Genomic DNA, 13,805 nt, shown 5'->3' with positions numbered 1-13,805 from the left:
CTGCCACGAAGGATGCTGCCCATGCCAGAGATCATCCCGCCCTTCCGCCCCGCGCGCCATCCGCCCGCCCCCCTGATGGGAACAACCCCCTTCGACAGCGCGGAGGAGGCCTGGTTCTGGTTCATCCTGGCCAATGAGGCACGGCTGGCGGGTGCGCGGGTCCGGGCCGGTCAGGGATTGTACAGCCGCCCGTGCGAGCCGCTGGACATCCTGCGCGTGACCGACCGGCTGCATCGTCAGCGCCGGCTGCTGCGCGACCATCTGCTGGTGCTGGCCCATTATGGCCGGCGCCAGATGGCCCCGGACCCGCACAGCCGGCGGGAGGCGCGCGACCATACGCTGTGGCGGGAAGCCTTCATGGCGCTGGCGCCGGTGCTGCGGGCCAAGGGCATCGTGCGATGACGCCGGCCCTGCTGGTTTTCTGCGCCGATACCGAGATCGCCTGGCTGCGCCGGCTGCTGCGGCCCGGTTTCCGGCATGTGTTCGTGGCCCTGCCTGTGCCCGGCGGCTGGATCACGGTCGATCCCCTGGCCACGCGGCTGGAGGTGGCGTTCCACCCCCTGGCCACGGACATGGACCTGGCGGGATGGTTCCGGGCACACGGCCATCTGGTGCTGCCCGTGCCGCGCCAGGCGCCGATACCGTCGCGGACGCTGCTGGCCCCCCTGACCTGCGTAAGCGTGGCCAAGCGGATTCTGGGCATCGACGCCCCGCTGGTCCTGACCCCCTGGCAGCTTTACCGCCATCTGGGCGGCGGCCGGCCCGTCCAGCCCCGGTCCCAGACCGGAACACCAAACACGATACAGGAACATCCGATCATGGCGCGTCTCGTCTCCACCCCCAAACCCCGTGCAACGGCCACCCCCGCTGTCGCCGCCCCTCTGCCGGCTGCCCCTCCCGTGCTGCCCGCCGCCGCGCCCGCCGCCGCCATCCCGGCGGCCACGGCGGGAGAGCAAAGCCTGCTGCGCCGGGCGACGGGCCGGGCCGGCACGGTCCTGACCGGCTGGCAGGGCGTACTCACGCCCGGCACGCTGGCGCCGACCCGCAAGACGCTGCTGGGGGAATGACGCATGGCCATCCCTCCCCCCTGAATATCGCCCCCGGCGACATGTCCAACGGCAGGGCCATGCCCGAAGGCGGCGCCATGCCCGAAGGCGACGTCTTGGCCGCCGCCCTGCTGGACCGCCATGACCGCGCGGCTGCGCGCCGGGCGGCGTGGGAGCCGCTGTGGCGGGAATGTTACGAACATGCCCTGCCCCAGCATGCCGCGTTCGAGACGGGCGGCGGCCCCGGCACGCGCCGGGGCGACCGGCTGTACGATGCCACCGCGGCCGACGCGGTGGACCAGTTGGCTGCCGCCCTGCTGGCCCAACTGACACCACCCTGGTCGCGCTGGACGGGCCTGGCCCCCGGCCCGGCGCTGGATGCGGATCTGGCAGCGGAACTGGCACCCCTGCTGCTGGCCGCGTCGGAGGAATTGCACGCCCAGATCGACCGTTCCAACTTCGCGGTGGAGGCACACCAGGCCTTTCTGGACGTGGTCACCGGCGGCACGGGCTGCCTGCTGGTGGAGGAAGCACCGCCGGGCGCGCCATCCGCCCTGCGCTTCACCGCCGTGCCGCTGGCCGACCTGGTGCTGGAGGAGGGGGAGGAAGGGCGCCTGGACCGCCTGTTCCGCCGCCAGCACCTGACCCTGGACGCCTTGCTGTCCCGCACGGCCCCGGACCGCCTGCCCGAAGGCGTGAAGCGCGACGGCGCCATAGACCCGGCCCGCCGCTTTCCCATCGTGGAAGCCATGACGCCGGAGGGCAACGGCTGGCGCTGGCGCCTCCTGCTGACGGGCGAACAGCCGGCCATCCTGGCCGACGGCCGTTTCACCGACATGCCCTTCATCACCTTCCGCTGGCTGAAAGCCCCCGGCGAAACCTATGGCCGCAGCCCCGTGATGAAGGCCCTGCCGGACATCAAGACGGCCAACAAGGTCGTCGAACTGGTCCTGAAGAACGCCTCCATCGCCGTCACCGGCATCTGGCAGGCTGATGATGACGGGGTGCTCAATCCCGGGGCCATCCGGTTGGTGCCGGGTACCATCATCCCCAAGGCCGTGGGGTCGGCCGGGCTGACGCCGCTGGCCAGTCCCGGACGGTTCGATGTCAGCCAGCTTGTGCTGGAAGATCTGCGCGCGCGCATCCGGCAGGCGCTTCTGGCCGACCGGCTGGGGCCGCTGCACGGTCCGCGCATGACGGCGACGGAGGTGCTGGAGCGCAGCGCGGAGGTGGCGCGCCTGCTGGGGGCGACGTTCGGGCGGCTGCAATCGGAATTGCTGGTGCCGCTGGTCCGGCGCTGCCTGTCCATCCTGCGCCGCCGGGGGGCCATCCCCGATATCGCAGCCGACGGGCGGCAGGTGCAGATCCGCATCCTGTCCCCGCTGGCCCGTGCCCAGGCCCAGCGGGATGCGGAGGCGACGCTGCGCTGGCTGGAAAGCGTTGCGGCCATGGGCACAGATGCGCTGGCCGTGGTGGACCTGCCCGCCTGCGCCCGGTTCCTGGCCGACGCCGCCGGGGTGCCGCCCACGCTGGTCCGCGCACCCTCTCCGGCCCCCGCCGGGATGGAGGTGGCCGATGGCTGATCCCGGCTGGCCCTGGGCCGGGATCGACGGCCCGGCGCCCGGCGACACCCGGCCCGCGGGGGATGCCCCGGCCGCGGGCGATGCCCTGGCCGCCGCCTGCGCCCGGCTGTTCGCCGGGGCGGACGGGCGGCTGCTGATGGCCCATCTCTGCCGGCTGACCCTGACCACGGCGCTGCCGCCCGGTGTGGACGGGGCCCGGCTGCGCCATCTGGAGGGCCAGCGGGCGCTGGTCCTGTCCCTTCGCCATCTGGCCGCACGCGGTGGCCTGTCCCCCCTTCCCCCCTCCCCTGAAGGACGATCATCCATGGAAACGACACCCCCGGCCGAAACCAGCGCACCCGCCGCGACCGATACCCCGCCCGAGCGCCCCGCGCACGTGCCTGTCAAGTTCTGGGACGCGCAGGCCGGAACCCTGCGTGTGGAGGCCCTGCTGAAATCCTATCTGGAACTGGAGCGCAAGCTGTCCGCCCCGCCCCTTGCCGAACCCCTTGCGGAAAAGCAGCAGGCGGGCGCATCACCGAGCGCACCGGCAGACGCCCCTGAACGGGTCGAGGATTATTGTATCCAGTGCGACCACGGGCTGTTCGAGCCGGACAGGGCGATCAACGAGCGTCTGCTGGCCGCCGGATACACGCCCGCCCAGGCCCAGCTTCTTTATGACCTGGCGGCGGAGCGGATGCTGCCGCTTCTGCGGGAGATGGCGGCCGGGTTCGAGGCGGACCGGGAGATGGAGAAGCTGGTCGCCCATTTCGGCGGGCCGGAGAAATGGCAGGACCTGTCCGGCCAGATCCTGGCCTGGGCCCGGCGCAACCTGCCGCCGCCGCTGGTGGCCGCCCTGTCCGGCACGGCCGATGGCGTGCTGGCCCTGCACCGGCTGATGGCCGATGGCGGGGGAGAGCCGAAGGTGCTGCGCCCCGGCGCCGGCGATGCCGGCGGGGAAGGTGACGACCTGAACCGCATGATCGCCGACCCACGCTACTGGCGCGACCGCGACCCGGCCTTCATCGCCCGCGTGACCGACGGGTTCCGGCAGAAATACGGGTGATATCAATCCGCCTTGACCCTCATTCGCCGGGCGCTGCCATCCGGCAGCTTGGCTGCGCGCCATGTGGCGCGCGGCGGCAGTCGCCGCCGTTGGTGTGAAAAGGACCGGCGGCGGGAAGGGGCACCCCCGCCGCCGGTCAGAACTGCCAGGTCACGGCCACGGCGCCATATTCATCGCCCTCGTCCTGACCCGCGAATTCCCGCGTGCGGAAGACATGGGTATAGGTGATGCGGGCACTGTGGATATTGACGGCGATGCCGGCCTGCAGGTCCGCGACCCAGGTCTTGCGGTCCACGGACCGGCTGTCGCGGAAGGTGTTGCCGTCCAGGAAGATGTTGCGGGCAACGGCCCGGCCCGAGATGCCCAGAAAGGCGTATAGCCCCACCGGATGGTTGGCATCGGGTTCGAAAAAGCCGCTGCCGGGCAGCGAGGGCTGGATGCGGGCCGGGCCGAAATCGGCCGGCAGGTGCCAGCCGGCGCGGAACATGAAGCCGGCATCGGCATAGGTCGCGATATTGCCCACCGCCCCGCCGATATGCGGCATCACATCCAGCCCGAAGCCTGTGCTTTCCAGCAGTTCGGACCGCCAGGCCCGCTGATAGGTGATGACGATCCCCGGCTCGTTATGGAGCTGGGTATCCCAGCCCATGGGCCGGGGCGCATCGGTCAGCCGGTGGACCAGCTTCTGCGCCGGCTCGGCCAGCGAGGCGGGGCCGACCATGCCCAGCGTCAACTGAAGCTGGTCCATGCGCCGGTTCGTCTCGTTGATCAGCCCGGCCGATCCGTGGAGCCAACCGGCATAGGGCCGTTCGCCGGGCGGCGGGTTGACCGCCTCGATATCGCTGGGCGTGTACATGTTCTGGCCCAGGGAGAAGACGGCCCGGACATGGCCGTCCTGGGCGAAGAAAGGCACCAGCCGCGCCCAGCGCCGCGTCCAGTCCGGCACCTCGTCCCGCGCCGTCGTCCAGACCGCCTGGACGCCGTTCGTGTAATGCCGGTCCAGATTGTAGAAAAGATCGTTTTCCAGGATCAGCGTCAGGGTACCCGTTTCCGCGCCGGCCGTGGGGCCGGTGATCTCCGCCGACGCCGGCAGGGCCAACAGCAGACCGGACAGCAGGACAGGCAAGCATTGAAAGGCACGCCGGAAGCGTGCCCGGGGACAGGCACGCCGGGAGCGTGCCCGGAAACTTGCGCGAAAGGCGGACATGGCGGGAACCGGTATGGTTAAGCGTTTCCTGAAGGAGGCTTTGGCCCCACGTCCCGCCCGCCGCAGTGATGCGCCTCACAGTGGCACCACGGCGCCGGCGCGGATTACACCCGCATGAACCGCCGGATCAGGGCGAAGGTGGTGGCCGGATCGTCGCGGAAGGTACCGTGGCCGCAATCGGGCAGGCGGTGCAGGCGGCTGATGGCCGCCGGCAGCAGGGCGATGATCTCCTCCGCGCATTCCCACGGCGTGATCGGGTCCTGGTCGCCGCACAGCGCCAGGACGGGGCTGGCCGCGGCCGGCAGGCTGTCGCGGAAATCCATGTCCCACATCTCTCCGCCCCGGCCTGAGAAATGTTCCAGCACGGCCGGCTTCATGATGGAACGGGCGCGGCCCGGCCCGTCCAGCGGTGCCTGCACCGTATAGAAGGGCATGACCCGGGCGGCGTAGCCGGCAACCTTGTCCGCCGTGAGGTCGGACCAGAAGGCGCGCGCCAGCGCCCCGACCTCCGGCCCTGCCCGCCGCGCGAACGCCCTTTCGATCAGGTCAAGCCGCATGCGCGCGGCCGTGGAGGACAGGATCACACCCGCCGCATGGCCGGGATGGCGGCGCATATATTCCTGCGCGACGAAGCCGCCGAAGCTGTTGCCCAGCACGAAGGGCTTCTCGATGCCCAGTGCATCGCAGAAGCCCTTCACGTCATCGGCCCATTGCGCCAGGGTCCAGGTGGAACGGTCGATGCCGCCGCTGCGCCCCTGGCCGCGATGGTCCAGATAGATCACCTGGGCATGTTCGGCCATGGCGGCGAAGGCGGGCTTGAAACTGGCATGGTCGAAGCCGGGGCCGCCATGCAGCAGCAGCAGGGTCGGCTTCTTGCGCAAGCTTCCACCGTCCGCCACCAGTTCCGCCCCTTCGACATCGAAATAGAGCGGCACGCCGTTTACCATCACCCGCATGGGTCGTATCTCCTGAAAAAACGGCCCGCTGAAAACGGCCGTCAATCAGGCATCATAGGCCCAGAAGATCGGGAAGATAATAGGTGCTGCTGCCGACCGTCAGATATTCGATGGCACCCGCGCCAATGATCGATCCGTTGAAGAAGTTGTTGATCTCGATGAGGTTGTTGAGAACACCATCATCCGCGTCAACCTCATCATATACACGAAGCGAATTTCCCACTCTCTCAAGGGAGATGTCACCAAATGTTCCAGTAATAATGAGTTTATCTGCCACACCCGACAAGTCGGATATAACATCATACCCACCATTTGTCAGGTTATGGTAGTAGGTGTCATCTCCTGCCCCACCCAGCAAATCGTCATTTCCACTTTCCCCATGAATGAAATCATTCCCTGTACCACCGGCGATGAAATCATTTCCGCTACCGCCATACATGGTATCTGATCCATCATCACCATATATGAAGTCATTTCCGTTCTCACCCATTATGAAATCATTACCGGTTCCGCCAAAAATTGTATCGGTACCGTTCCCACCATAGATGTCATCATCCCGGTCTCCCCCTATCAGGCGTCATTTCCATCAAGTCCTTGTATTATATTATCTTCTCCATTGTACCCGTAAAGCGTGTCACTACCGCTCCCGCCCTGGAAAAGCGCCATTTTTACCCTCCATTTGAGTTGAGTTGCAAAACTGAGTGTATTTTCCTCGTAGAAACCACTTTTATGGGTGATATCTTGCTGAGTCAATTCTAACTTGGAGACGGAAAATGATCGGAAAGATGGAACAAGGAAACAGCATTCAAGAAAATGCAAAAAACATTCTTGAGAATTCAGAGATGAATTCGAAAAATAATCCGGCAGTTTTTTTTAAAAAAACCTCTGATAACGACACCATACTTAAGAGTGTTATTGCAAACGGGTTGTCCGAAAATGCCATCGGATTGATCAGCCGATTGAGCGACGAGACACGCAACCTGATCGCCAAGGCATTGGATACCGGCACGCTTCAGCAGGACACGGTCATGCACGCGCTGAATTATTTCGCCAAGCTTGAGGTGAACCGGGAAGTCAATCCGTCTCACTCCCCGTCAGCGGCGGAGAATGGATTGACGGCAGCGACACAGGCGCTTGGGGCGGCCGAAGCGACGGGTAGCCACATGGCGATGGAACTGGCACAGGCCGGTTATGATCCCGAAGAGTATCGCAGGCAGTCCCATGAGCGCTGGGCGGAGGGAAGGCGTAACGGCGCGAGAGGCTACACGCTGGAGGAGTTGGGCGCCGGCGCCGCGCTGCGGGAGAGCGGGCTTGGCGCGATGATCGCCCGGGATGCCGGCATCGACCTGTCGAAAGGCGCATTGTAACAGGAATATCAGGGCGCATGAAAAGCGGACTTGCGCAAGCCCGCCAATGATTGAAGCAGCGCCAAGGGCCTGCCAGCTATTGCCGCAGAACCGATGCCGGTCGTACAAGCAGACAGCCGGATGAAGCCGGCGGACAGGGAAACGGGGCGAAGACCCGATCCATGCACGAGGAAGGCAATCGGACAATGCGACAGAAGATCCGGCGCGGGTTGGCCGCGCTGCTGCTGGGGGCGCTGACTTTCATGCCGATCATGACCGAAACGGCCGATGCGGCCGATATCCCGGGCGAGGCGCAGCCGGGCCGGGGCGACCGCCTGGTGGGGGCGAATTTCGCCGGCCGGTCGGAGATCATCGCCCGCAACGGGGCCGCCGCCACCAGCCAGCCACTGGCCACGCAGATCGCCATTTCCATCCTGATGAAGGGCGGCAGCGCCGTGGATGCGGCCATCGCCGCCAATGCGGCCCTGGGCCTGATGGAACCCACGGGCAGCGGCATGGGCGGCGACCTGTTCGCGCTGATCTGGGACCCGGCACAGAAGAAGGTTCTGGGCCTGAACGCCTCGGGCCGCGCGCCGGCCGGGCAAAGCCTGAAGGCGCTGACCCGGCGCCTGGGACCGGGCAAGCCCATCCCGTCGCACGGGTCCCTGTCCGTGACCGTGCCGGGGGCCGTGGATGGCTGGTTCGAGCTGCATGCCCGGTTCGGCAAGCTGCCGATGGCGGAGGTGCTGGCCCCTGCCATCGCCTATGCCCGCGACGGCTTCCCCCTGTCGCCCTTCATCGCCAGGGGCTGGGCCAACAATTTCCGCCGCTTCGACCAATTGTCCGACATCATCGAGGAAGGGGAGAATGCGCGGAAGACCTTCCTGATCGACGGCAAGCCGCCCGTCGCCGGCCAGATCTTCCGCAATCCCGACCTGGCCAATACCCTGTCCCTGCTGGCCGCGGGCGGGCGCGACGCCTATTACAAGGGCCAGATCGCCCGCACCATCGACGCCTATATGAAGCGTATCGGCGGCCCGCTGCGCTATGAGGATTTCGCCAGCCACAAGAGCCAGTGGGTGGAGCCGGTCTCCACCGGCTATCGCGGGTACGATGTCTGGCAGATCCCGCCCAACGGCCAGGGGCTGGCGACCTTGCAGATGCTGAACATCCTGGAAGGCTATGACCTGAAATCCATGGGCCATAACAGCGCCGATTTCATCCATGTCTCGGTGGAGGCCAAGAAGCTGGCCTTCGCCGACCGGTCGCGCTGGTATGCCGATCCCGATTTCGTGAAGCTGCCCATCGCCACCCTGGTTTCCAAGGATTATGCCGCCACACGCCGCGCGCTGATCGACATGGGCCGGGCCGGCACGCCGGAAACCGGCATCATGCCGGAAAGCCATGACACGATCTTCCTGTCCACGGCCGACAAGGACGGGCTGATGGTGGCGCTGATCCAGTCCAACTATCGCGGCATGGGGTCCGGCCTGGTGCCCGACGGGCTGGGCTTCATGCTGCAGGACCGGGGGGAGCAGTTCGCCCTGGACCCCGCGCATCCGAATGTCTATGCCCCCGGCAAGCGCCCGTTCCACACCATCATTCCCGGTTTCGTGACCAGGGATAACCAGCCCTTCGCCGCCTATGGCGTCATGGGCGGGGCCATGCAGCCGCAGGGCCATGTGCAGGTGCTGGTCAACATGATCGATTTCGGCATGAATGTGCAGGAGGCCGGCGACGCCGCCCGCTGGCAGCATGAGGGGTCGGCCGAGCCCACGGGGGAAAAGGGCGACGGGGCCGGCACCATCTATCTGGAACAGGGTGTGGCGCCCGCCGTTGCCGACGCCCTGCGCCAGCGGGGCCATAAGGTGGAGGTCAAGCCCGGCCTGCATTACGGCAGCTACGAGGCCATCGTGCGCGACCATGCCAACGGCGTGTACCGGGCCGGCACGGAAATGCGCGTGGACGGGCACGCGGCCGGCTACTGACCGGCCCTTCAGCCCCCGGTCACCCGGCAATCTGCCGGAGTGGCCGGGCCAGCGGGCCTCCAGCCCGGCCATGGCGGCCCGCCCCGGCCGGGGCCAGCGTCAAGGTTCGATCCTGCGGCCCCTGGGTCCCGGCTTTCGCCGGGATGCCGGGCGGGACGATCTGTTAGAAAACATCCGACATCTCCCATCCGAGCCGATCCCATGACCATCGATCCCGTCGCCCTGACCCAGGACCTGATCCGCTGTCCCAGCGTCACGCCCGCCGATGCAGGCGCGCTGGGCGTGCTGCAGGCCGTGCTGACGGATATGGGCTTTGCCTGCCGCCGTCTGGTGTTCGAGCAGGAGGGGACCGACCCGGTCGACAATCTGTATGCCCGGCTGGGCACGGCTGCGCCGAATTTCTGCTTCGCCGGCCATACTGATGTCGTGCCCGTGGGCGATGCCGCTGCCTGGACGGTCGATCCCTTCGGGGCGGAAATCACGGGCGGCAAGCTGTTCGGCCGCGGCACGGCCGACATGAAGGGCGCCATCGCGGCCTTCGTGGCGGCCGTGAAATCGTTCCTGGACCGCAATGGCACGCCGGACGGCTCCATCTCCCTGCTGATCACGGGGGACGAGGAGGGGCCCAGCATCAATGGCACGACCAAGGTGCTGGACTGGATGCGGGCAGAGGGGGAGGTGATCGACGCCTGTCTGGTGGGCGAACCCACCAACCCCCGCGCCCTGGGCGACATGATGAAGATCGGCCGGCGCGGATCGGTGACCATGACGCTGACCGCCTATGGCGCGCAGGGCCACGTCGCCTATCCGCATCTGGCCGACAATCCGCTGCCCCGCCTGACGCGGGCGCTGACCATGCTGGCCGAAAGCCCGCTGGACGAGGGGACGGCCCATTTCCAGCCCAGCACCCTGGCCCTGACCAGCATCGATGTCGCAAACCCGGCCAGCAATGTCATCCCCGCCAAGGGGACAGCCCGGTTCAACATCCGCTTCAACGACCTGCACACGCCGAAAAGCCTGGAGGCGCATGTCCGCGACGTGCTGGAGGAGGTGGGTGGCGCCTGGGACCTGAAGGTGCATGTCTCGGGCGAGGCCTTCCTGACCCCGCCGGGTGCGCTGGTGGCCACCGTGGCCGGGGCCGTGAAGGCCGTGACGGGCCGTGATCCCGAACTGTCGACGAGCGGCGGCACCTCCGATGCCCGCTTCATCAAGAATTTCTGCCCCGTCGTGGAATTCGGGCTGGTGGGCCAGACCATGCACAAGGTGGACGAGCATGTGGATGTCGCCGACATCCGCACGCTCGCCGCCATCTATGACCGGGTGCTGGCCGATTTCTTCGGCAAGGTGGCGGCGTGAACGCGCTGAAGGGCGCCCTGCGGCTGGCGGCACTGGATGCGCGCGGCATCGCGCTGATCGACCCGTCGGCGGCAGCGGCATGGCGCAGCCTGGTGCTGCTGGTGCCCGTGCTGCTGATCCAGGGCATGGTCGACCTCATGGCACCGCCGGCCAATGTCGATACGCAATCGAACATGCTGCTGTCCGCCATGGCCACGCTTGTGCAGATGACCGGCTATCTGCTGGCCGTTTCCAAGGTGCTGGAGGGGACGGGTCGCGGGGAACGGTTTGCCCTGTTCATGTCCACCTATAACGGCTGCAGCGTCATCTCCAGCGTGGTCTATGCGCTGGCCATCACGCTGGCCCTGCAGGCAAGCGACGCCGTGGCCGGTGGCATCGCCTTCGGCCTGATGTGCTGGGGGCTGTTCTATAGCTGGTTCAGCACGCGCGCCGCCCTGGATTGCCCCGGCACCACGGCCGTCGGCCTGGTGATGCTGGAGGTGCTGATCGCCATCCTGGTCCAGGGCACGGCCCTGCAACTGGTCATGGCCGCCGGGAAATAGGGCGTCACGTCCCCGGTGCGGGTTCCGGCGCCACATAGCGGAAGCTGATGCTGTGCGCCTGGGTGCCGTCACGCTCCGGCATGCGGGACTCGAACTTTGTCGTCTGGTTGGGGAACAGGCGGCGGACCGGCGGGATGATCCGCCAGGCGTACAATTCCTTGCCATCCTCCCCCAGGGCCACGGCCTGGATGTCGGGCACGCTGCGCTGACCCTCGGATTTATTGGCGATCTCCCCGGTCACGAACAGCAGGTTCACGCCCTCCACATCGCGGACCTCCACCTTCGTGGTCGCCGGATCGCCGGGGTCGGACAGGCCCGTGCCGGGCAATTCCGCCAGCCCCACCATCTCATACAGCAGGAAGGAAGCGGGCCAGGCCTGGATGATGCTGTCGCGCGCCATCACGATGCCGGTCCCCGCACCGCCCACGGCCAGAAGAACGGCGCCCCAGGCGATGATGGCCGCGCGGCGGACCTTCCCCCCCTTGCCCGGCAGGGCCGGCAGGTTGCTGCCCTTGGGCAGGGGACGGGGGCGGAAGGGCCGCGCCATGCCCAGATCGTCGGCGTCGGGCTGGAAATCCGCGGACTCGAAACCGCGGCTCAGCAGGTCGTCGCCTTCCGCGCCACCGGTCGCGGGCCTGTCGTCGAACAGGCTGGGCCGGGCGGGGGCGGGCGGTTCCGGTGGCGGGGGGGGCGCATTGCGGGCCGCGGGACGGGCCGGGGACCGGGCACCACCGCCACCCGGCCGTTCCACAATGGCCTTTGCCGGCGCTGGGGCCTTTGCCGGCGCGGGCGCGCGTTCGGCCCGGGCGGGGCGGGGCGGGGGGGCGGCCGCGTCGGGTTCGGCGAACCAGACATGGCCGCATTGCCCGCACTTGACCCGCCGGCCCTCTCCCAACAGCCGCGCGTCGAGCATGAAGCGTTTGGCGCAGGACGGGCAGGACAGGATCATCGCAAACGGGCGCCGGACATTGTTGCAGCAAGAGGGTGCCGGGCCGGATGGCCGATAGCACCCCATCCCTTCCTTATAGGCGGGTGCCATGGTCGGGCGCAAGGATGGGGGCGACGCCGGCCCCTATCTCCATCGGATGGGGGGGCTGCCCATCCCATCCTTTACGCCACGCGCGCCCCATGCCATTCCTGTGGGCACCCATCAAGATGGCGGCCCGCCCGCCGCTGCCAACCGGACAGGGGGATGATGAGCCGCCGCGCCCATTTCGACATTCCGTTGAGCCAGGACGCCACCGGCCGTTTCCTGCCCTGGATCATCGCGCTGATGGTCTATCTGGCGTCGCTGGCCCTGGCGGCCTCGCTGGTCCTGTCGGGACTGGCCCAGCGCTGGGACAGCGAATTGTCGTCCGGCGTGACGGTGCAGGTGGCGCCGACCGGCACCAGCAGCCCGGCCGAGCATGAGGACAGGGTGCGCCGGGTCATGGACGCCCTGGCGGCCAGCGCCTTCGTGGCCGACGCGCGGCGCGTGTCGAACGAGGATGCGCGCGCCCTGGTCGAACCCTGGCTGGGGGACGGGGCGCTGGTGGCCGAACTGCCGCTGCCGGCGCTGATCGATGTGCGGCTGAACGACGGGGCGGCCATTGCCGACCTGACCGGACAGCTCGACCGCGCCGCGCCGGGCGTGACGGTGGAGGACCCGGCCCGCTGGCTGGGCGACCTGCGCCGGCTGGCGCGCACGGTCCAGGCCCTGTCCATCGGCATCATCGGGCTGATCGGCGGGGCGGCCGTGGCCTCCATCATCTTCGCGGCCAGTTCCGGCTTCGCCGTCCACCGGGCGGAGGTGGAGCTTCTGCACGTCATGGGGGCCACCGACGGCTATGTCGCGCGCCAGTTCCAGTCCCACATGCTGCGCCAATCGCTGCTGGGCGGCGGGCTGGGGTTCCTGCTGGCGCTGCTGACCCTTTGGGGCCTGCAGCAGGCGGGGCGCGGGCTGGATGCCTCCCTGCTGCCCAACATGGCGCTGGGCGTGCGGGACTGGGCGTGGCTGCCGATGGTTCCCGTCGTGGCCTGTCTGCTCGCGGCGGGGACGGCCCGCATGACCGTGCTGCGCGCCCTGGGCCGGCTGCCGTGATCGCACGGGCCGTGCCGCGGGCAGCACTGGGCCCCCTGCTGACGATCACCCTGGCCTTCCTGCTCTGGCTGGCCGGGTTGTTCCTGTTCGCGGCCGCCCTGCCCCGCCAGGCACCGGAGGACGACATCACCACCGATGGCATCGTCGTGCTGACGGGCGGCAGCGAGCGGCTGACCGTGGGCTTCGACCTGCTGCGGGCCGGCAAGGCCCGCAAGCTGCTGATCAGCGGCGTCTATCGCGGGGTGGAGGTGCGGGAGCTGCTGGCCCTGTCCTCGCGCAGCGGACGCGACCTGGAATGCTGCGTCGATCTTGGCTACGACGCCGACGATACGGAGGGCAATGCCGTGGAGACGGCGCGCTGGATGGCCCAGGAAGGGTTCCGCAGCCTGCGCGTCGTCACGGCCAATTACCACATGCCACGCAGCCTGGTGGAATTCCGCCGCGTCTTGCCCGGCATCACGCTGGTCCCCCACCCCGTGACACCGCAGAAGGTGCGGCTGGACGGCTGGTGGGGCTGGCCCGGCACATCGGAACTGATCGTCAGCGAATACAACAAGTATCTGCTGGCCGTGGCGCGGGCCGCCCTGACGGGGTCGAACCCGCCCGACCCCTGACCTGCCGTCCCCCCTCGGGCCGCCCCCTCTGCGGCACGCCGC

General features: G+C 68.1%; 14 protein-coding genes. 10 read left to right on the top strand and 4 right to left on the bottom strand.

All coding sequences use genetic code 11. The features are described 5' to 3' along the window. The first annotated feature begins 21 nt into the window (after positions 1-21). The 4 genes from ABC728_RS16000 to ABC728_RS15985 are packed head-to-tail and all read left to right on the top strand — an operon-like array spanning position 22 to position 3,674. Entirely contained in the window at positions 22-402 is a 381-nt protein-coding gene (locus tag ABC728_RS16000; protein WP_416619346.1) for a hypothetical protein, read from the top strand. Continuing rightward, positions 399-1,067, top strand: coding sequence for a hypothetical protein (locus ABC728_RS15995; RefSeq protein WP_416619345.1), 669 nt, complete (start codon positions 399-401; stop codon positions 1,065-1,067). Before ABC728_RS16000 ends, ABC728_RS15995 begins: the two co-directional genes overlap by 4 nt. After that, on the top strand, positions 1,064-2,629 hold the full coding sequence (locus ABC728_RS15990; RefSeq protein WP_445376607.1) for a portal protein: 1,566 nt from the start codon (positions 1,064-1,066) through the stop codon (positions 2,627-2,629). Before ABC728_RS15995 ends, ABC728_RS15990 begins: the two co-directional genes overlap by 4 nt. Further along, a complete protein-coding gene (locus ABC728_RS15985) occupies positions 2,622-3,674 on the top strand; it encodes a capsid assembly protein (protein WP_445376606.1) in 1,053 nt (350 codons plus the stop codon). The genes ABC728_RS15990 and ABC728_RS15985 overlap by 8 nt, the downstream gene beginning before the upstream one ends. A gap of 136 nt (positions 3,675-3,810) precedes the next feature. Here ABC728_RS15985 and ABC728_RS15980 read toward each other — a convergent pair whose 3' ends face one another. From ABC728_RS15980 to ABC728_RS15970, 3 genes are all read right to left on the bottom strand, one after another. Further along, positions 3,811-4,800 carry a lipid A deacylase LpxR family protein gene (locus ABC728_RS15980; RefSeq protein WP_416619341.1) on the bottom strand — a complete coding sequence of 330 codons (990 nt, stop codon included), beginning with the start codon at positions 4,798-4,800 and terminating at the stop codon, positions 3,811-3,813. A 185-nt stretch (positions 4,801-4,985) separates the two neighbouring features. After that, complete coding sequence (locus ABC728_RS15975) at positions 4,986-5,837, bottom strand: alpha/beta fold hydrolase (RefSeq protein ID WP_416619340.1); 852 nt, start codon at positions 5,835-5,837, stop codon at positions 4,986-4,988. 52 nt (positions 5,838-5,889) lie between these two features. Next, the gene (locus tag ABC728_RS15970; RefSeq protein WP_445376605.1) at positions 5,890-6,327 is read right to left on the bottom strand and encodes a calcium-binding protein; all 438 of its coding nucleotides are present in this window, start codon (positions 6,325-6,327) and stop codon (positions 5,890-5,892) included. A gap of 283 nt (positions 6,328-6,610) precedes the next feature. On the opposite strand from ABC728_RS15970, the gene ABC728_RS15965 reads away from it, so the two are divergent. From ABC728_RS15965 to ABC728_RS15950, 4 genes are all read left to right on the top strand, one after another. Beyond that, positions 6,611-7,204, top strand: coding sequence for a hypothetical protein (locus ABC728_RS15965; RefSeq protein WP_416619339.1), 594 nt, complete (start codon positions 6,611-6,613; stop codon positions 7,202-7,204). Between the two features lie 185 nt (positions 7,205-7,389). Further along, the gene (gene ggt / locus ABC728_RS15960; protein WP_416619338.1) at positions 7,390-9,171 is read left to right on the top strand and encodes a gamma-glutamyltransferase; all 1,782 of its coding nucleotides are present in this window, start codon (positions 7,390-7,392) and stop codon (positions 9,169-9,171) included. A gap of 201 nt (positions 9,172-9,372) precedes the next feature. Next, positions 9,373-10,527: a succinyl-diaminopimelate desuccinylase gene (dapE, locus tag ABC728_RS15955; protein ID WP_416619337.1), complete on the top strand. Its 1,155-nt coding sequence runs from the start codon at positions 9,373-9,375 to the stop codon at positions 10,525-10,527. Then, entirely contained in the window at positions 10,524-11,069 is a 546-nt protein-coding gene (locus tag ABC728_RS15950; RefSeq protein ID WP_416619336.1) for a hypothetical protein, read from the top strand. The genes dapE and ABC728_RS15950 overlap by 4 nt, the downstream gene beginning before the upstream one ends. Before the next feature lie 4 nt (positions 11,070-11,073). On the opposite strand, the gene ABC728_RS15945 is transcribed toward ABC728_RS15950, so the two are convergent. After that, positions 11,074-12,018: a zinc-ribbon domain-containing protein gene (locus tag ABC728_RS15945; RefSeq protein ID WP_416619335.1), complete on the bottom strand. Its 945-nt coding sequence runs from the start codon at positions 12,016-12,018 to the stop codon at positions 11,074-11,076. A gap of 243 nt (positions 12,019-12,261) precedes the next feature. Here ABC728_RS15945 and ABC728_RS15940 point away from each other — a divergent pair, with 243 nt between their 5' ends. Both ABC728_RS15940 and ABC728_RS15935 read left to right on the top strand, forming a co-directional pair. Further along, positions 12,262-13,149 (top strand): cell division protein FtsX, encoded by an 888-nt coding sequence (locus ABC728_RS15940; protein WP_416619334.1) that lies wholly within the window; start codon positions 12,262-12,264, stop codon positions 13,147-13,149. Beyond that, on the top strand, positions 13,146-13,763 hold the full coding sequence (locus ABC728_RS15935; RefSeq protein WP_416619333.1) for a YdcF family protein: 618 nt from the start codon (positions 13,146-13,148) through the stop codon (positions 13,761-13,763). Before ABC728_RS15940 ends, ABC728_RS15935 begins: the two co-directional genes overlap by 4 nt. Positions 13,764-13,805: the final 42 nt, after the last annotated feature.

It is taken from the genome of Niveispirillum fermenti (genome assembly GCF_052474395.1).
The sequence above is the reverse complement of the archived record's forward strand: the minus strand, read 5'-3'. Positions and strand labels throughout refer to the sequence as shown.

Coding starts and splice junctions, on each gene's coding strand:
- ABC728_RS15945 (WP_416619335.1), bottom strand. CDS start 12,018: ATGATCCTGTCCTGCCCGTCCTGCGCCAAACGCTTCATGCTCGACGCG.
- ggt (WP_416619338.1), top strand. CDS start 7,390: ATGCGACAGAAGATCCGGCGCGGGTTGGCCGCGCTGCTGCTGGGGGCG.
- ABC728_RS15975 (WP_416619340.1), bottom strand. CDS start 5,837: ATGCGGGTGATGGTAAACGGCGTGCCGCTCTATTTCGATGTCGAAGGG.
- ABC728_RS15940 (WP_416619334.1), top strand. CDS start 12,262: ATGATGAGCCGCCGCGCCCATTTCGACATTCCGTTGAGCCAGGACGCC.
- ABC728_RS15965 (WP_416619339.1), top strand. CDS start 6,611: ATGATCGGAAAGATGGAACAAGGAAACAGCATTCAAGAAAATGCAAAA.
- ABC728_RS15990 (WP_445376607.1), top strand. CDS start 1,064: ATGACGCATGGCCATCCCTCCCCCCTGAATATCGCCCCCGGCGACATG.
- ABC728_RS16000 (WP_416619346.1), top strand. CDS start 22: ATGCCAGAGATCATCCCGCCCTTCCGCCCCGCGCGCCATCCGCCCGCC.
- ABC728_RS15995 (WP_416619345.1), top strand. CDS start 399: ATGACGCCGGCCCTGCTGGTTTTCTGCGCCGATACCGAGATCGCCTGG.
- ABC728_RS15970 (WP_445376605.1), bottom strand. CDS start 6,327: ATGGGTGAGAACGGAAATGACTTCATATATGGTGATGATGGATCAGAT.
- ABC728_RS15985 (WP_445376606.1), top strand. CDS start 2,622: ATGGCTGATCCCGGCTGGCCCTGGGCCGGGATCGACGGCCCGGCGCCC.
- dapE (WP_416619337.1), top strand. CDS start 9,373: ATGACCATCGATCCCGTCGCCCTGACCCAGGACCTGATCCGCTGTCCC.